Raw genomic sequence first — 18,023 nt, forward strand, 5'->3', positions numbered from 1 at the left:
CCCGTTTAGTTGTTACATTGATATTATAGTATTCCATACGTATTGGGCATATGAACTAATGGTCTTCATTGGAAAATTCCTTAATGAAATGGATGGAGACTGCATTCTTGAGTTGAATGATAAGTCAATACTATTACGAAAGAATAATGTAATAATTGTTGACGATAAGAAGTTGAATGGAACGATTAATTTTCCTTTTTATGGGTTAGGATTGGATTATTAGGTTGGAGATATTGATTAGGGAATGTACTTGTATTTGTAATGCTTGGATGGCTACCCAGTTCCGAACGAACCCACCATTCAACGTATAACACATATAACCCACGTATAAAGATTTTTCTGTTTCGGTTGTACGCATATCAATGCTTTAAACCTAAATCCCTCTTTAGATTACAACGAACAGTTCGAATATGGTCAGATACCACCATGATTGAGCTGTTTTTTGTTATCTTCGCAGTATTGACCCGCAAGTAGCAACATAAGCGAGGAAGTTACAGGCTGAATATTTTGACTAGTTGGCTGACGAAAGGACGGACACCCAAGATTGTAAGCCATTCGTCGCTTGGAAGGTTTACAGTGGGAAGCAACTGTAATGACAGGAACGATACAGCATAACGAAAGCCTGTTAGCTAGTCAACAGAAGGAGCTTGCGGAAGTAAGGGAAAAGGCGTTGGTGATGAGTCGACGGGCAGAGGAACGAATGCAAGCCACAGAACAGTACTTTCTGTACGGCGTGCTCAAAGGACTCGTGGATACGATAGGCGGCGTCCTCAAGCTGGCGATTGAGCTGCCGTGGATCGTGTTCCTATAAGCTGTAAGCAATTGGCCGAGCAGAGGGGATGTTTACTTGAGGATACAGCGTTGATATGTTAAGTTAAGATTTAATACAGCATCATTGCAATTACCATGCTACATCGATATTTAGTGGAACGGAAAAGTGCATTAACAGCTGAAGATATGGGGGCAGATGCAATGGCGATTAAACGAAGCAAAATTACGGTAGTTGGAGCCGGCTTCACGGGGGCGACGACAGCGCTGATGCTCGCGCAGAAGGAGCTCGGGGATGTCGTGCTGGTCGATATCCCGCAGCTTGAGAATCCGACGAAGGGCAAAGCGCTTGATCTGCTGGAGTCGACGCCGGTTCAAGGTATAGATGCGCGGATTACCGGCACTTCGAGTTATGAGGATACGAAGGATTCCGACATCGTTATCATAACGGCGGGCATTGCCCGTAAGCCGGGCATGAGCCGGGACGATCTTGTGAATACGAATGCGGGCATTGTGAAGTCGGTATGCGAGAATGTGAAAGCAACAAGTCCGAACGCTTACGTGCTCATTCTGTCCAACCCGGTCGATGCGATGACTTATGTTGCTTATAAACATCTTGGCTTCCCCAAAAATCGCGTCATCGGGCAATCTGGTGTACTCGATACGGCCCGTTACTGCACGTTTATTGCGCAGGAGCTGAACGTGTCGGTCGAGGATGTTCGCGGCTTCGTGCTCGGTGGACACGGCGACGATATGGTTCCGCTCGTTCGATACTCGAACGTTGGCGGCATTCCGATCGAGAAGCTTATTCCGGCAGATCGGATTGAGGCGATCGTACAGCGTACGCGAGTTGGCGGCGGCGAGATTGTAAGTCTACTGGGCAACGGCAGCGCCTATTATGCTCCGGCTGCGTCGCTCGTGCAGATGGCTGAAGCAATCTTGAAGGATAAGAAGCGAGTTCTTCCGGTGATTGCGCTGCTTCAAGGCGAATACGGTTATCACGATCTGTTCATGGGTGTTCCGGCTATTATCGGCGGTGACGGTATCGAGAAGGTGTTCGAGCTGGATCTAACAGAAGAAGAGAAGGCAGCGCTCGACAAATCCGCGAGCTCGGTTCGCAGCGTTATTCAGATCGTTCAAGGTTAATGGGTTCAATAGGTCGTACGGAGATAGCATCAGGAAGACCCTGACAGGCTGATGGACTGCCGGGGTCTTCTTTTGTTTCAGAATAAGGGAGGCGGACAGCGTGCTGGCAAAGGCTCGACAGCTGCTGAAGCAGGTTTACGGCTATGATACGTTTCGTAAAGGGCAGGAGGCGATCATAGGCGGTATATTGGAAGGAAGAGATACGCTCGCAATACTGCCGACCGGCGGGGGCAAGTCGGTCTGCTATCAAATTCCGGCGCTGCTCCTGGAGGGAACGACGCTTGTTGTGTCGCCACTAATATCCTTAATGAAGGATCAGGTGGACGCTCTCAATCGCCTAGGCGTGAAAGCAGCTTATTTGAACAGCTCTATGGGAGCGACTGAGTATAGAGAAGTGATGCGGCAAGCGTTCATGGGCGAGTATAAGCTGCTCTATGTCGCACCTGAACGGCTCGACGCTCCGATGTTCGCATCGTTGACGGAGCAAATGGTTATTCCGTTCATCGCGATTGACGAGGCCCATTGCGTATCGCAATGGGGGCATGATTTTCGGCCGAGCTACCGGCAGTTAGCCGGCTGGATCGCAAGGATGAGCAATCGGCCGCTTGTGGCTGCTTTTACGGCGACGGCGACGGAGGAGGTATCCCGCGATATTGCAGCAATGCTGGGGCTTCGCGATCCGCGTATTCATGTCAGCGGCTTCGCCCGCGACAATCTGTCGCTTTCCGTTGTGAGCGGAACGGACAAGCCTGCATTTCTTCGCAAATTTATGGCGGAGCGTGCCGATCAGTCCGGCATTATATATGCTGCGACGCGCAAGGAAACGGAGCAGGTGCATGCGATGCTGGAGAAGATGGGGATCTCTGCCGGGAAGTATCATGGTGGGCTTGGTGATGCTGAGCGAGCTGAGATGCAGGAGAAGTTCCGGTTCGACGAGGTGCGCGTCATGGTGGCAACGAACGCATTCGGCATGGGGATCGACAAGCCGAACGTCCGGTTCGTGCTGCATTGGCAAATGCCCGGCGATATCGAATCGTATTATCAGGAAGCGGGCCGGGCAGGCCGTGACGGTGAGGAAAGCGAATGCATCCTGCTCTTCGAGCCCGCGGACGTGCAGGTGCAGCGCTTTTTGATCGAGCAGGGCACGGGGGATCAGGAGCGCAAATCGATTCAGTTGGCGAAGCTGCATACGATGATGAATTATTCGCGCACGCAGCGGTGCCTTCAGCAATTTATCGTTGAATATTTCGGGGAGGCAGATGTGCCGCCTTGCGGCAAATGCAGCAGTTGTCTGGACAAAAGCGAGCTTGTCGATCGAACGGATGACGCGCTGAAGGCTTTATCCTGCGTGGCAAGGCTGAAAGGCAGGTTCGGCGTAACGACTGCGGCGAAGGTGCTGAAGGGCTCGCGGGATAAGCGTGTGCTGGAGTGGGGGCTCGACAGGCTGTCTACTTACGGCTTGTTCTCCCGCTGGCCGGAGAAAGAGATCGCAGACTGGCTGTATTGGCTCGTTGCTGAGGGATACCTTGTCATGAGTGAAGGGCAGTATCCGACCGTTTCGCTCGCAGCCGGCTCACTGCCAGTGCTTGAAGGACGGGAGAAGGTGCTCCAGCGCACAAGAACAACCGTTCGCAAGGCAGCGTCGGCACAAGTCAGCTCGCCGCTGTTCGAGGCGCTGCGCGAATGGCGCAGGGTGACTGCAGCACGGGAGAAGGTTCCGCCGTTTATGCTGTTTTTCGATGCGACGCTGCGCGAGCTGGCTGACGCTGCGCCGATGACGCATGAGGAGCTGCTGACGGTGAAAGGGATCGGTGCGGCCAAAGCGGACAAATATGGCGATGAAGTGCTAAGCATTATTCGTTCATTTGTTGGCACAGCGGGCAGCTCAGCAGCACTACAACGAGCCGCTGACGAGGCAGCCGACGTTAAGCGGAGCGCGGAGGCGGTTGGCTCAGGTAATGAAAGCCGGATGCAATCGAATGCAGACCCGGCTCCTGCCGTAACGGTGTCTGCCGCATCGGAGCATGCTGGTGCCGCAGGCGCCAGCCATGTACAATCGTTGGAGCAATTCGAAGCGGGCATGAGCGTGAAGGAAATCGCAGCATCACGCGGTCTTAGCGAGGTGACAATCGAAGGACATTTGATTCGCTGCGCTTTGGAAGGATATAAGATCGATTGGGACAGGATTTTACCTCGTCCGTATGAAGGGAGAATTGCTGCTGCGATTGAGCAAGTCGGCGGAGAGAAGCTGAAACCGATCAAAGAGGCGCTTCCGAAGGAGATTACTTATTTTATGATTAAAGCTTGTCTAGCTAAGAGAAGCCTCGGCTAGACTGTTCGGGAAGGATCAAAGCTGACAATATGGTGAAGTTTGTCGTCCAGCTTTGTGAAATGCAGTGCATTTTAGTATACTGATAGAGATTAGAAGGTAACGTTGTCAAGGAGGAATTGGTGATGGATAAGATTATGACAGTGCTTCACGTAATCGGCGCAACTGGTATGGGCATCTATTTGCTCATGCCTGTGCTGATCGGACAGACGACTAAGCTTACGGGGGCTGGTCAAGAAGGATTGTCCGCAGGCTTGCATTCGGCGAACCGCATTGCGCAGTATTTTCTCGTACTGCAGCTGCTTACGGGCGGTTACATGATGTCTCAAGCCGATTACACACCGCTTTGGATGTCTCTTATTACCGTGGTCTTTTTGGCTATCGCAGCTGTATCAGGCATTATGGGCAAACCTCTGAAGCTTATCGGCCAATCGATTAAGGAAGGTCAAAGCGCGACTTCTCATATTAGCAAAGCACGTGTTCTTAGCTTTATTGTGCTTCTGCTGTATGTGGTCGTAATTATCCTGATGAAGAATCCGATTATGTCGTAATGCATTCGGGAGGGGAGCAACAGCATGAATACGGCATCACCTGATTTGATTACATTCGGAGAATCGATGGCTTTGTTCATGCCAGCTGAACACCGCGCATTGGAACGTGCCTCTACGCTCGAACAAGGCTTTGGCGGTGCGGAAAGCAATGTCGCAATCGGGGCAGCCCGGCTCGGCGTCTCTGTAGGCTGGTTCGGAAAGCTCGGTAACGACCCTTTCGGTCATATGATCGTCAAGACGTTAAGAGGTGAGGGCGTCGACGTATCCCGAGCGAAGCTGAGCAGCGAAGCGCAGACGGGACTTATGTTCCGCGAGACGGTAGCGGGAAGACTAGCTGTTCATTATTATCGGAAGCATTCGGCAGCAAGCCGGATGACGCCGGACGATCTAGATGAGGATTATATTCGCGGGAGCAAGCTGCTGCATGTGACGGGAATTACTGCCGCGTTAAGCGACAGCAGCAGACAGACTGTCATTCGAGCAATGGAGATCGCCCGCGATGCCGGTGTTCCGGTAAGCTTCGATCCGAATTTGCGGCTTAAGCTGTGGTCAATCGAGGAGGCACGCAAGACGCTGCTTTCGATGGCCGAGTTGGCAGACTATTTCATGCCGGGATGGGATGAGCTGCAGCTCCTCTATGAGACGGAGGACTGGGAGATTGTTGTTCGCCGGTTGAATGCGCTGAATGCGATTTCGGTTGTCAAAAGCAAAGGAGACCGTACGGTCGTGCTTCAGAACGGGCAAATGGACGAAGTGCCATTCTATCCAGCAGACAATGTTGTGGATACGGTCGGGGCTGGTGACGGCTTCTGCGCCGGATTCCTTGCAGGGATCGTGAAAGGCATGACGCCAGTCGAGGCTGTTCGCCTTGCGAGCGTAACGGGTTCACTCGCTGTGCAAATGCGTGGTGACTGGGAGGCGCTTCCGACTTGGGAGGTAGCGGCAGGACGGCTGGGCGGCCAAGCATGGGTGGAACGTTAAGATGGCACAGCAGCAAGGATCGAAGGGCAAACGGCGCCGCGACGGTATTTTACAAGAGCTGAAGCTTCAAGGTAGACTGACCGTACAAGAAATCGTTGACCGGTTCGGCTGCTCGGAAGCGACAGCCAGACGCGATTTGGAGCTGCTGGAGAAGTCGGAGCCGATCATTCGAACGATTGGCGGTGCAATGTACGACGGCATGAGTACGGTCAGAGATGTCAGCTTCGCGGAGAAGGAGCGGTTGTCTTATCTGGAGAAGGAGCGAATTGCCGCCAAGGCGGTGTCGCTCATTGAGGAAGGCGATGTGATTGGCTTGTCCGGCGGGACGACGAATTTTCTCATCGCCCGATCAATTAAGAACCGGCGCGGAATTACCGTAGTGACGAATGCGGTCAACATTGCGATGGAGCTGGCAGGAAGCGAGATACAAGTGGTTGTAACTGGCGGCATTATGCGTCATAACAGCTTCGAGCTGTGCGGCCCGCTGGGGGAGGCGATGGTCGGTCATCTTCATATTGGCAAAATGTTCATCGGCGTCGATGGCGTTAGTGTCGCAGGCGGCATTACGACGTATTCCGAGCAAGAGGCGCAGATTGCCAAGTCGCTGCTCGCCCGTTCGCAGCGTACGATCGCTGTTTTTGACCATACGAAGGTCGGGCGGGCATCGCTGTTCTCCATTGCTCCGTTATCTGAGGTTCACACGTTCATCACGGACGCTCCGCTTGAGCCAGTAGTTGCCGATGCTGCGCAGCGAATTGGAATTGAAGTGCTGTTATGTGAGAACTGAAGATAAGCGTAAATAGGCTGGGGCTGTCTACGAAGTCAATGCAAACGGACTTCGTGAACAGCCCCAGCTTTTTGTGTTATTCGAGCTTGAATGTCATCGGTGAAAAGTACCAGCTGAGAATAATGCCGAATGAGAGCGGGTGAACATATAGGCATTATTCTCAGCTAAATGATAGATGAGAGGTATTGATCTGCAGCGATAATGTCCGTCCTTAACGTTGATAAACTGCACGGCCGGAGACCCAAGTGCGCTGGACGTTCCATGTGCTGTCGAGCAGGACGAGGTCGGCGCGTTTGCCTGCTTCGATTGAACCCGTCGAGTCGGCAATGCCGAGGAGCGTTGCGGGATTGCCGCTCGCTTGCCGGCTTGCTTGCTGAACGGATACGCCGACGCATTCAATCATAAACCGGAGTGCAGCATCCATCGTCAGCGTGCTGCCTGCCAGATTGCCGCCTTCCTTCAGACGGGCGATTCCGTCCTTCACGATGACGTCCAGGCCACCGAGATCGTAGTTACCGTCATCGAGTCCCGCAGCCGACATCGCATCGGATATAAGAACGAGCTTGTCCAGCGGCTTGGCGGCTGCCAGCAGCCGGATCGCTGCCGGGTGCACATGAATGCCATCGGCGATGACCTCGGCGTAGATGGCGTCTTCCGTCATCACAGCTCCGAGCGTCCCCGGCTTCCGATGGTGCAGGCCCGTCATAGCGTTGTATGTGTGCGCGGCTTGATTCAAGCCGTATTGCACAGCTTCTACGATCTGTTCGTACGTAGCGTCGGTGTGTCCGCACGCGGCATTAATATGAAGATCACGAAGCAAGCGAATGAGCGATAGCGCGCCTTCGCGCTCCGGAGCCAGCGTCATCTGGCGGATGAGGCCGGGATAGCGCTCTGACCAGTCTGTCAGCCAATCGGGACGAGGCGGCGATAGATAGGCTGGATTTTGTGCACCGATCCATTGCAGGTTTAGAAAAGGACCTTCTAAATGGACGCCAAGCAGCTCGGCATATCGCATATCGCTGTTGCGGTAGTCGCTTGCAGCTGCCAATACAGCTTCTATGGCGTCATGCGAAGCGGTCACCGTCGTGGCCAGCATCCCAGTCGTGCCGTGGGAAGCATGGAATTTCGTAATTTGATCGTATGCTTCGGCATTCGCGTCCATAAAGTCAGAGCCGAAGCCTCCGTGAACATGAACGTCGATAAATCCGGGCAGCAGCCAGCCGCCTTCTCCGTCGATGATAGTCGTATCTTCGCCCGGCTCGTTCTCTGTTATCGGGCTTGATGTATAGCCTGGTTGAATAGCGGCTATAAGTCCGTTGCTCACTATAGCGCTTCCTGTAACAATCTCGTCGCCGCAAACGATATTTACGTTGTGGATGATCCATTGTCCATCGTGTCTGGTTGTCATTGCAGCTTCAATCCCCTTCCGGCTTCGCGATCGAGCAGAACGATGACGTTGTGATGTGTTTGCAGTAGAGAGGCCGGACATTGGGTTGTAATTGGTCCGAACAACGCCTCGCGCACAATGTCAGCCTTGTCAGCGCCGCGAACCGCTAGTATTATCGTTTTCGCTTTCAGAATCGATCCGACACCCATTGTGACCGCTTTCTCGGGAACTTCATCCTTAGAATTGAAGAATCGGGCATTCGCCTCTCTTGTCTTCTCTTGCAGCTCGACAATATGGGTGCCTCCAGTCAATGCATCTGCAGGTTCGTTAAAACCGATATGCCCATTGTGGCCTAGACCAAGCAGCTGTACATCAATGGGATGCTTCTCTAACAGTTGATTATATCGTTTGCATTCTTCCTCCAGCGATTCCGCCATGCCGTTGGGCAGATTGATCTGGTTGGCTGAAACATCGATATGGCGAAACAAATGCTCTTGCATATAGAAAGCGTAGCTTTGTTTATGATCGGCTGTCAATCCGACATATTCGTCGAGGTTGAAGGAGGTGATATGACGGAACGATACGCCCTGTCGTTGATGCTTCTCTACCAGCTTGTTATAGATGCCGATTGGAGTTGAGCCTGTTGCGAGGCCGAGCACGGCCTCAGGCTTCTGTGTAACCGTGTCGATCAAATATTGGGCTGCTGCTTCGTCGAGCTGCTCCTGCGAGTCGAATACTTGTATGTTCATGTGGCGCAACCTCCATCTTAAGTTAGTTTTATTGTACGTTAAATGATTGCTGATGACAACAAAATGATTGAATAAACCAATAATTTGATTGTTTCGTTCAATTAATGAGTTGAAATAAGAGGATTATCTCCAGTTTATCCCGTAAGTATATTACTGAAGTCGGCCAAACTCGTATTTGCGACGGTGGAAAGTTGCTCCATTTGTAATCGTTACGGTATGATGGGATTATAGTGTTCGAACGAGGGAACAGGAGGGTTTGTTGTGACTAATTCATCGCGCTATGCGCCGGATGAGGCAGCGCAGACCGCGAGACGCAAAGGAGAGCATATCCGGATCTGCCTGCAGGAGGAAGTAGCAGGAATCGGCATTACGTCTGGTTTTGAGCGCTACCGGTTCAGACATAATGCGCTGCCGGAGCTGAAGTTCGACTCGATATCATTGGAGACGGATTTTCTTGGCAAGACATTAAAAGCACCGCTCCTGGTCAGCTCCATGACAGGGGGGACGAACGAGGCTTCCGCTATTAATATTAGGCTTGCGGAAGCAGCAGAAGCGAGAGGCTGGGCAATAGGACTCGGATCGATGCGAGCAGCAATTGAGAACGAAGCGCTTGCAGATTCCTTCCGAATACGGTCTATAGCGCCGACGGTTCCCGTTATTGCTAATCTTGGCGCTGTACAGCTTGGACTCGGCTATGGCGTTGAGCAGTGCAGAAAAGCAGTTGAGCTTGCGGAGGCAGATGCGCTGGTGCTCCATCTTAATGGGATGCAGGAGTTGTTCCAGCCGGAGGGAGATACCGATTTCAGCGGCCTATTGAATCGAATCGGGGAGGTGTGCCGCCAGCTGAATGTGCCCGTCGGCGTGAAAGAAGTAGGGTGGGGCATCGATGCAGCTACGGCAGTACGGCTGCACGATGCAGGCGTTGCTTTTATCGATGTGGCAGGCGCTGGCGGCACGTCATGGAGCCAGGTCGAGAAATACCGCTCGTCTGACCGGATGAGACGGGCTGCAGCGGAAGCATTCGCAGATTGGGGAATCCCGACGGCTGAATGTATTCGTGAGGTTCGGGATAAGCTGCCGGAGGCAGTTATCATCTCAAGCGGCGGCTTAAGTAATGGTGTCGAAGCGGCGAAATCGATTGCGCTTGGAGCGAACGTAGCTGGATTTGGCCGCGCGTTGTTGTCGCAAGCCGCTCCTTCCGGAGGCAGCGAAGCATTAATGACGCAGTTCGAGCAGATCGAATTCGAGCTTCGTGCGGCCATGTTCGGCATTGGCGCTGCTTCAATCGCCGACTTGGCAGCAACGGACAGAATATGGGACGAGAGCGGGGCCATTCGATGAACGATCGAGTTATCGTCGTAGCAGGCAGCTTGAATATGGATGTCGTTAGCCGAGTAGGGCGTTTCCCTAAACCTGGTGAGACGATTCGAGGTACAGATGCGCTGTACAGTCCGGGAGGCAAAGGCGCGAACCAAGCGGTTGCGGCTGCTCGTTCCGGCGCTGCGACTGCGATGGTAGGAGCTGTCGGGACAGACGGCTTCGGACAACAGCTGATTAGCTCGTTGAAGTCAGATGGGATTATGGCAGATGGCGTCGGCATTAAGGAAGGTTCGTCAGGGATTGCGTTAATAACTGTAGATGATACAGGAGAAAATCAGATTGTTCTGTGCGAAGGTGCGAACGGGAAAGTGGGGCAGGAGGAGCTTCAGCAATTGGAACAGCTCTTGAATAGAGCAGGGGCCCTTCTGCTCCAAAATGAGATTCCATTCGAAGTTAATGCGGCTTTCATGAAGCTGGCTGTGCATGCGGGAGTTCCGGTACTATACAATCCAGCCCCTGCTGCACCTGTACCGAATGAAGTGCTGCCGCTGCTTGATACGATTGTGCTCAATGAGACCGAGACAGAAGCGATAACGGGCATTGCACCTCGTGATGCTGCCGCGCTGCAGGAAGCGGCTGAGCATTTGCTTATGAAGGGAGTCTCAGCCGTATTGATCACGCTTGGGGCTTCCGGCAGTTATTATTCTGACAAGAGCGGGACAATCGTTCGCCTGCCCGCAAGAAACGTGAAGCCGGTCGATACGACAGCGGCAGGAGATACATTTATCGGCGCGTATGCAGCTATGCGGTACGGCGGGGCATCGTCAGCGGATACGCCAGAGGAAGCGCTGCACTATGCGACGGCAGCGTCGGCCCTCGCGGTTACAAGGTCAGGAGCGCAGTCTTCCATTCCGGCGAAAGCTGAAGTGATCGCTTGGATGAGCGGTGAGTAGCTGAACAAGCAAGTTATTGCGAGGGAGCGCTGGTAGATCTGCCGATTCTGAGTTCGTTAGGGAGCACGATCCGTCTCGGAACAGAATCTGCGCGTCCCTCGATTCGTTCGATCAGCATTTGAATGCCGAGCTCTCCGAACTGATAGGCTGGCTGAGCAGCCGTCGTAAACAGTGGATCGACAAGATCGCGGTAACCGAAATCGTCGAACGTAACAATCGAGATGTGACCCGGCACATCGATCGAACGGCGTTGAAACGATTGCAGCAATCCGATTGCTGTTACGTTGTTGCCTGCCAGCACTGCTGTTGGTACAGGGGATAAGGACAGAAGCCAATCTGTCGCCGATTCCATATCCTGCAGCCGGTAGCCGGTCTGAAGCACAAGCTCTTCATGATAAGGAAGACCGTTCGCTTCCATCGCTTCCTTGAAGCCTTGGTACCGCTCGCGTGCTGTCGATACATCGAATGAACCGCCAACATGAGCGATATGGCGATGGCCTAACGACACTAAATAATCAACCAGCTTGCGTGCTCCGCCGATGCTGTCGCCGACGACCGAATCGCATTCGATACCGGGCACATCGCGGTCAAGCGCAACGTAATGCGCTCCATATCGAGTTAGCGCTTCTAAATTTCTTATCGAATGATCACTTGCAGGAGTGAGCAGTACGCCATCTACCCGTGTTGATAGAATTGTATCGATATATTCTTTCTCTTTATCTATATTCTCGTCACTATTGCCAAGCAACAGCTTGTAACTATGCGCTCGGGCGGCGTCTTCTGCGCCTCGTGCAACGGTCGTATAGAACGGGTTCGTAATATCGGTAACAAGCAGTGAAAGGATATTGGTTTTCTGGAGCACCAGTCCCCGCGCCATGGCGTTCGGCACGTAGTTAAGCTCCTCCATCACCTTCCGGACTCTCATCCTCGTTTTATCGCTGATCCGTCCTGTATTATTGATTACACGTGAGACGGTCATTGCCGATACATTTGCACGCTTCGCGATATCATAGATCGTAATCATCATGTACCAACCTTCCGCGACAACCTGTTGTGGTCAGAATAATAGCATAATCTTAATCAATTTCTTCATTGACAGCAACTGATATGATTATTATGGTTATAATATCGGTAGAGTTACCGGTAACCCATAAGATTGATTTATTTTTTTTATGATTGATCGTGAAGCGGGTACACATGAAGGGAGATAGAACGATGCAGCGTTTATTAGATAAAATATCGTTGGTGACCGGCGGCAGCCGCGGTATCGGCGAAGCAATCGTTATTCGTCTTGCTGAGGAAGGCTCAGACGTCGCGATTAACTATACGTCCGAACGTTCTGCCGCGCTGGCGGAACAGGTTAAAGCGAAGGTCAAGGCGCTCGGGCGCCGAGCCATTACCGTTCGAGGCGACGTCGGACGCAAGGACGATGTAGAGGCGATCTTTGAGGAGGTAGAGCGCGAGCTCGGATCGGTTGATATATTGGTCAATAACGCCGGCATTGCACCTTTCGAGCCGTTCATGAATGCGACTGAAGAAACGTGGAACCGGACGATCGATACGAATATGAAGTCGATCTTCTTATGCTCGCAGCGGGCGGCAAGAGGGATGATGGAGCGCAGACGAGGCAAAATTATCAATGTGCTGTCGACGGCAAGCCTCGTCGTCACAAGTCCGGTCATTCCGCACTATCAAGCGTCGAAGGCCGGTGCGCATATGCTGACGAAGGGGATGGCGATTGAGCTTGGCCCGTACAACATTAATGTGAACGCGGTTGGACCGAGCACGGTCGACACGGATATGTGTACCGATTTTCTCGGCGCGCCTGGTATGCGTGAGAGAGAAGAGCAGGCTAATCCGATGAAGCGGCTTGGCACTGCGCGGCAGATCGGTGATGCAGTCGTTTTTCTCGCATCGGAGGAAGCGATGCAAATCAATGGTCACCTGCTTATGGTTGACGGAGGCTTAAGCGTAAAGGCTGCGCAGCCGGAAGACCATATGGAGCGGTAACGGAGTCGCGCATCCTAATAGATATGTATAACCTAGTAACGCTGGCTGAATCCGCAAGGAGTGACGCCGGCGTTTTTATTTTTATTGAAGGAAGTGCTTGTAATCTGACCGAAATAGGGCTCGGTGAAGTCATTCGTAATTTGACCTTTGCTCGCTTCACCTTAGATGAAGTACAATATTTTGGATGGGTTGTTCGTATTAATAAAGCGACATCGGTTGAGGTGTCTCATACAATAAGGAGATATGATGGTCATGGGAGAATGGTTCGAACGGAGCTTTGGCTCGGATTATATGGTTGTGTATAAGCACCGCAATTGGGAGCAGGCGAACCGGGAAGTGAAGCAGCTGTGCGAGTGGGCGAAGCTGCCAGCTGGCACGGAGCTGCTCGACGTTGGATGCGGGATGGGACGTCACGCCCTCGCGTTAGATGAGCTGGGATATCAGGTAAGCGGCGTTGACCTTTCGCTGCCGCTGCTGGAGAAAGCGCGGGCGCATGACATCCATCATCGCGTTAACTGGAAGCAGGGCGATATGCGCAGTCTGCCGTATGAGGATGGCTCGTTCGGTGCGACAGTGAATTTGTTCACGTCGTTCGGTTATTTCAGCGAGGCTGATAATGTAGGAGTACTCAAGGAGCTGCGCCGAGTGCTTCGTCCAGGCGGTACGTTCGTCATCGATTACTTGAACGCGCCGTATGTGGAGCGGACATTGGTGCCGCTGTCTGAACGGGTCGATGAGGAGACAGGCTGGACGATTCGAGAGGAGCGCCGAATCGAAGACGGAGCCGTATGCAAGACGATAACCATTACCGAGCCGACCGACGAAGTGCGCCAATATGAGGAGCGGGTTATGCTGTATGGGCTTGATTGGTTCGAGCGAGCTCTGGCCGAAGCGGGACTGAAGCTGGAGCGGACCGCGGGCGCTTATGACGGCAGCCCTTATCAAGCGGAGCAGTCGTTAAGATTGATTATGTGCGGGAGTGCAGCTCAATGACGGGAGAAACATTATCGAATGGCAGCAGTAGCGTGAACGGCGCTAGCCAGCTTGCGAATGTGAAGCGCTGGCCAAACGGCTGGCTGCAGGTGAAGGTTCCGCTTCCTATGGCGCTGAAATATGTGAATGCTTATGTCGTACCGGAGCCGCAGGGCGGATATACGGTGATCGATCCGGGCTTAAATACGCCGGAGGCGGTCGCTGCATGGAACGAGGTGCTGCTGCAGGCCGGAATCCGTGACGAAGAAATCGTCCGAATCGTGCTGACGCATCAGCACCCGGACCATTACGGCTTGGCAGGTCTGCTCCAGCAGCGATCCGGCGCGCCGGTCTGGATGTCGGAGCTGTCTCACCGTTATGCCCTTCGGATGTGGGGGGAGCAGCGGGAGCTTGGCGCTCAGCTGGTGGCTGTGTTCGAGCGTCATGGGATGCCTGCGGAGCTGTGCCAAGGGATTGCGGACAATCTGGAAAGCTTTGTAGCCCGCGTGTCGCCGCAGCCGGAGGTAACGTATATGGAGGCGGGCAAGCCGTTTCGGTTCGGCGGCATCGACTGGACGACGATCGACGCGCCGGGGCATGCCAACGGTCATATCTTGTTCTATGACGCGGCAAGCCGGATCATTGTATGCGGCGATCAGGTGATGCCTGACATTACACCGAACGTAAGTATCGTACCGGGAGAGCTGGACGATCCGCTTGGCGCCTTCCTCGCCAGCCTTCACGAGCTTGGTCGTCTGGATGTCGCGTTGGCGTTCCCCGGACACCGTGAGCCGTTCGAAGATTTCACGCAACGGTGTGACGAGCTGATTCGCCATCACGAGCGTCGGTTGGATAAGATGGTGCAGCTGCTTGCGGAGCAGGAAGACCGATCGGCAACCGGCTTCGAAATGTGCGAGCTGCTATTTGGCACCCGCCAGCGCACGAACATGCACAATCTCCGCTTCGCGATGGCTGAGACGCTTGCGCATCTGGTCTATATGGAGAAGCAAGGGCGTATCGAGCTTACGGAGCAAGACGGACATGCGGTGTATCGGGCGAAGTAAGCGTCGGGCCGATGAGCGTGGAATGCTTCGGGAATAATATTGAATAGAGCGCTTAGCTCTTCTTGTCGAGAACGAGAGGGCTGGGCGTTTTTTGTTTGACCCCATAAAGAATAGTTTCGCTTAGGTTTAAAACACAATTGTCTGGTTCGAATACGATTATTGAATCAAATAAGGCTGACTGTTCTTAACCGAGAGGACAGTCTGCTTGCTCTGTTTGACATGAATAACGTTTCAGTAAGCCATACCTGAATTTATTTTAAATAGTTAACTTTTAAGTGCTGTTTGTATCTGAGATAGATCTACGATCAGTATGAATATTCTACTAGTCGGAGGAAGCATGAAGAATAAGTGTGATGATTCGGATACGGTGACATGATTTATAAGCGTGCTAGCTTACGATAGAATTTGTGACTAATATTATGAATTATTTTAGATAAACAATAAATTAGCCCACTTACCTTAATAATTTACAGATCTTAATATTTCACAGATTTACTTGTAAGATTAAATAATATGTGGTAAGTTTTTTTGAAAGTAAATTACTAAATGTATTTAATTGGTATATGGATGCTGCTAATTAGATAAGTTATTGTAGGGTGATGGGTCGAGTAGGGCATACCAGATGTCATGGATTATTAACATAGACCGAATATATTTGCAATTTATTATTTAAAGAAAAGGGGATTTTCGCGTTGACTCTTTCAAATTTGTTCTCGCTTGAGGAGATTATTTTAGCGAAAATAAATAAAGTACTAAATAAAGAAATTAGTGTCGATTATAACTCGAATTTGATAGATGAGGGGTTAGATTCTATAAAATGCATAGATTTGATTGTTCATCTTGAAATGGAGTTTGACATTGAGTTTGATGATGAGGATTTAGTGATAGAGAATTTTTCAACTATACATAAAATTTCAAAACAACTGACAGATAAATATGGTGTAACTGTGAGGACCGTTTAATAAAGAGTCATTGTAGTATATTAATTAGTAATAGATTTTTTTCACTGAACAAAAATATCTTATATCTTAAAGATTTATTTTATAGGACAGGACTTAAGGTAATAATCATGAACAAAGAAATGGATGAAATTACACAAAGGGCAAAACATTATAGTGAACGTATATTTGGAGAACATTTACTGTTCTCAGCTTTTACAGGGAGCATCATATACTCTGGTGCAATTAAGGGGAGAAGTGATATTGATTGGTATATCGTCGTTAAAGACAGTTATAGCCTCCTGAATCAACAGGATCGAGCCCAAAGAGAGGAAGCCTTTAAAGAGGCATATTATGAACTAAATAATCAGTTTATGTATATACCCGATATCAACTGGCCTGGAGAAATAATCTTAGAGAAGGATTTAATGAAATCGCTTTCATTCCAAGACTTTACTAAAATTTATTCGGATGAAGAGTTATCAAATCCTGATGGTACGACAGAGGATTTATCGTACTACATATGGTTTTTTTATATTGCATATAGTCAATTTGTAGCGGGATGTTCTCAAGTATATATGTATTATAGAAGTATTGCATGGATGAAAATAGTATACCATTCAATCACTGATAGTCAGGTTCCGTATTTTAATATAGACGATGTAATTAACTTTTCTAAAAAATTTGGTTATCGGGATAGATACATTGAGTTTATTAACCAAGAATCAGTTTTTTTGAGTTTTGTACGGAATCAACTTTTTAAAGCAGGGTACGTTAACAAGAAAGATGATTTATATATTGTGAACGAAGAAAAAATACATTTCTTAAAGGACTTAAAAAATATTGTCTCGATATTGAATCATTAGCTATAGCAAAATCAAATAAGCAGAGGGATAGCTGAGATATGACTAATTATTCAAAAGGTCATGGAAAGATTCTATCAAATTTATTTACTAATCGAGAATTTATTCTTCATTGTTTAACGAAAGTTGAAACATTCCAAACGGCTAGTATAGAAATGCAGTGGGTCTTTCAAGCATTAGAATATTACGAGAACATGAAGGATAAGTTTGCACAAAGAGACCCGATTGGCACGGTGTACGTATCATCTCCTCAAAATCTCCCACTCTATTCATTTTTAATTTATGTTTTTGGCCCCGCATTAGTTGGAAATAAGATTGTTTTAAGATTATCTAGCAAAACGGCTAATATTACAAAAGAAATTATTAAAAAATGTGCACTAGATGACTTGATAGATCTAGAGATCTCGGAGCTAGGAGCTGCAGAATTTATCGAAGAGGCATCTATTAAGGCGGATTGTTTAATTTTTACTGGAAGTTATACAAACTCGGTGAACATTACACGAAAATTAAATTCAAACGTAAAGTATATCTATAATGGTAGCGGTAATTGCTCTTTTGTAATTGGATCAGATGCAAATATTCAACTTGCTGTAGGGCATTTAATGCGCAGCAAATTTTTTAATTCCGGACAAGACTGCATGGCAACTGAACGATTGTACGTCCATAAGAATATCTATTCTGATGTAATTAATGAGGTAATAAAAAAATTCAATGAACTGAAAATTGGAAGAAATATAGATGTAGATACCGATATTGGTGAGATTTTATCGTTCAAGAACTTATCAGATATTGACCGCATCATTGATGAAGGAAAAGGGATTGTCAATGTTATTCAACGCGGCGGTTTTTCTGGTGCTTATTATGTTCCTTGTTTGCTTGAATGTCTACCTGACTCTCCAATTGTGCAGCAAGAGAAATACGGACCCATTCTACCCGTTATTACTTATAACAACAACAACGAACTTTTAGAGTTTTTGTCAAATGATGAGTATGGGCTGGGAATCACGTTATTCGGTTTTAACAACACCAAGTTTATTAATAAGCTTAACTATGGGCAAATCGTATTAAACAACAATATTTATGAATTTGAGAGTATTGCCAGACCATTTGGTGGATTTAAGAGAAGTGGTTTTGTTATGCAGAACGGTAAGATTTTTTCAGGGCCGATTTACTTGCCATATGAGACGTCGGTCCTGGTTTAAGGG

At 49.9% G+C, this 18,023-nt stretch carries 18 protein-coding genes; 15 read left to right on the forward strand and 3 right to left on the reverse strand.

Annotated features, from left to right (window positions below):
* The 7 genes from PXY01_RS22650 to PXY01_RS20055 form a co-directional block, all read left to right on the forward strand.
* The coding region (locus PXY01_RS22650; protein ID WP_218028237.1) for a hypothetical protein at positions 1-223 on the forward strand (223 nt) is incomplete at its 5' end.
* A 369-nt stretch (positions 224-592) separates the two neighbouring features.
* Positions 593-811, forward strand: coding sequence for a hypothetical protein (locus tag PXY01_RS20030; RefSeq protein ID WP_127572577.1), 219 nt, complete (start codon positions 593-595; stop codon positions 809-811).
* Positions 812-972: 161 nt separating this feature from the next.
* The gene (gene mdh, locus PXY01_RS20035) at positions 973-1,914 is read left to right on the forward strand and encodes a malate dehydrogenase (protein WP_127572579.1); all 942 of its coding nucleotides are present in this window, start codon (positions 973-975) and stop codon (positions 1,912-1,914) included.
* A 100-nt stretch (positions 1,915-2,014) separates the two neighbouring features.
* Positions 2,015-4,246, forward strand: coding sequence for a DNA helicase RecQ (recQ, locus tag PXY01_RS20040; protein ID WP_127572581.1), 2,232 nt, complete (start codon positions 2,015-2,017; stop codon positions 4,244-4,246).
* A gap of 122 nt (positions 4,247-4,368) precedes the next feature.
* Complete coding sequence (locus tag PXY01_RS20045; RefSeq protein WP_127572582.1) at positions 4,369-4,794, forward strand: hypothetical protein; 426 nt, start codon at positions 4,369-4,371, stop codon at positions 4,792-4,794.
* Positions 4,795-4,818: 24 nt separating this feature from the next.
* Positions 4,819-5,775, forward strand: a complete 957-nt coding sequence (locus PXY01_RS20050; RefSeq protein WP_127572584.1) for a sugar kinase — start codon at positions 4,819-4,821, stop codon at positions 5,773-5,775.
* 1 nt (position 5,776) lies between these two features.
* Complete coding sequence (locus tag PXY01_RS20055; protein ID WP_127572586.1) at positions 5,777-6,562, forward strand: DeoR/GlpR family DNA-binding transcription regulator; 786 nt, start codon at positions 5,777-5,779, stop codon at positions 6,560-6,562.
* 211 nt (positions 6,563-6,773) lie between these two features.
* Here the strand turns inward: PXY01_RS20055 and nagA are convergent, their stop codons facing one another.
* Complete coding sequence (gene nagA, locus PXY01_RS20060) at positions 6,774-7,970, reverse strand: N-acetylglucosamine-6-phosphate deacetylase (protein ID WP_127572588.1); 1,197 nt, start codon at positions 7,968-7,970, stop codon at positions 6,774-6,776.
* On the reverse strand, positions 7,967-8,698 hold the full coding sequence (gene nagB, locus PXY01_RS20065) for a glucosamine-6-phosphate deaminase (RefSeq protein ID WP_127572591.1): 732 nt from the start codon (positions 8,696-8,698) through the stop codon (positions 7,967-7,969). Before nagB ends, nagA begins: the two co-directional genes overlap by 4 nt.
* A 261-nt stretch (positions 8,699-8,959) precedes the next feature.
* On the opposite strand from nagB, the gene fni reads away from it, so the two are divergent.
* Positions 8,960-10,039, forward strand: coding sequence for a type 2 isopentenyl-diphosphate Delta-isomerase (gene fni, locus PXY01_RS20070; RefSeq protein WP_127572594.1), 1,080 nt, complete (start codon positions 8,960-8,962; stop codon positions 10,037-10,039).
* Positions 10,036-10,971: a ribokinase gene (gene rbsK, locus PXY01_RS20075; protein ID WP_127572596.1), complete on the forward strand. Its 936-nt coding sequence runs from the start codon at positions 10,036-10,038 to the stop codon at positions 10,969-10,971. The genes fni and rbsK overlap by 4 nt, the downstream gene beginning before the upstream one ends.
* Positions 10,972-10,984: 13 nt before the next feature.
* Here rbsK and PXY01_RS20080 read toward each other — a convergent pair whose 3' ends face one another.
* On the reverse strand, positions 10,985-11,998 hold the full coding sequence (locus PXY01_RS20080) for a LacI family DNA-binding transcriptional regulator (RefSeq protein ID WP_307719404.1): 1,014 nt from the start codon (positions 11,996-11,998) through the stop codon (positions 10,985-10,987).
* Between the two features lie 188 nt (positions 11,999-12,186).
* Between PXY01_RS20080 and PXY01_RS20085 the strand changes: the two genes are divergently transcribed.
* The 6 genes from PXY01_RS20085 (at position 12,187) to PXY01_RS20110 (ending at position 18,020) form a co-directional block, all read left to right on the forward strand.
* Positions 12,187-12,981, forward strand: coding sequence for an SDR family NAD(P)-dependent oxidoreductase (locus PXY01_RS20085; protein WP_127572598.1), 795 nt, complete (start codon positions 12,187-12,189; stop codon positions 12,979-12,981).
* Positions 12,982-13,233: 252 nt separating this feature from the next.
* On the forward strand, positions 13,234-13,974 hold the full coding sequence (locus PXY01_RS20090; protein ID WP_127572600.1) for a class I SAM-dependent methyltransferase: 741 nt from the start codon (positions 13,234-13,236) through the stop codon (positions 13,972-13,974).
* A complete protein-coding gene (locus PXY01_RS20095; protein ID WP_127572602.1) occupies positions 13,971-15,017 on the forward strand; it encodes an MBL fold metallo-hydrolase in 1,047 nt (348 codons plus the stop codon). The genes PXY01_RS20090 and PXY01_RS20095 overlap by 4 nt, the downstream gene beginning before the upstream one ends.
* A gap of 692 nt (positions 15,018-15,709) precedes the next feature.
* Positions 15,710-15,979, forward strand: a complete 270-nt coding sequence (locus tag PXY01_RS20100; protein WP_164744510.1) for an acyl carrier protein — start codon at positions 15,710-15,712, stop codon at positions 15,977-15,979.
* A 107-nt stretch (positions 15,980-16,086) separates the two neighbouring features.
* Entirely contained in the window at positions 16,087-16,821 is a 735-nt protein-coding gene (locus PXY01_RS20105) for a hypothetical protein (protein WP_127572606.1), read from the forward strand.
* Positions 16,822-16,859: 38 nt separating this feature from the next.
* Positions 16,860-18,020, forward strand: coding sequence for an aldehyde dehydrogenase family protein (locus PXY01_RS20110; protein ID WP_127572608.1), 1,161 nt, complete (start codon positions 16,860-16,862; stop codon positions 18,018-18,020).
* The last annotated feature ends 3 nt before the right edge of the window (positions 18,021-18,023 follow it).

The sequence above is a fragment of the Paenibacillus xylaniclasticus genome (genome assembly GCF_004001065.1).
GTDB lineage: Bacteria > Bacillota > Bacilli > Paenibacillales > Paenibacillaceae > Paenibacillus_T > Paenibacillus_T xylaniclasticus.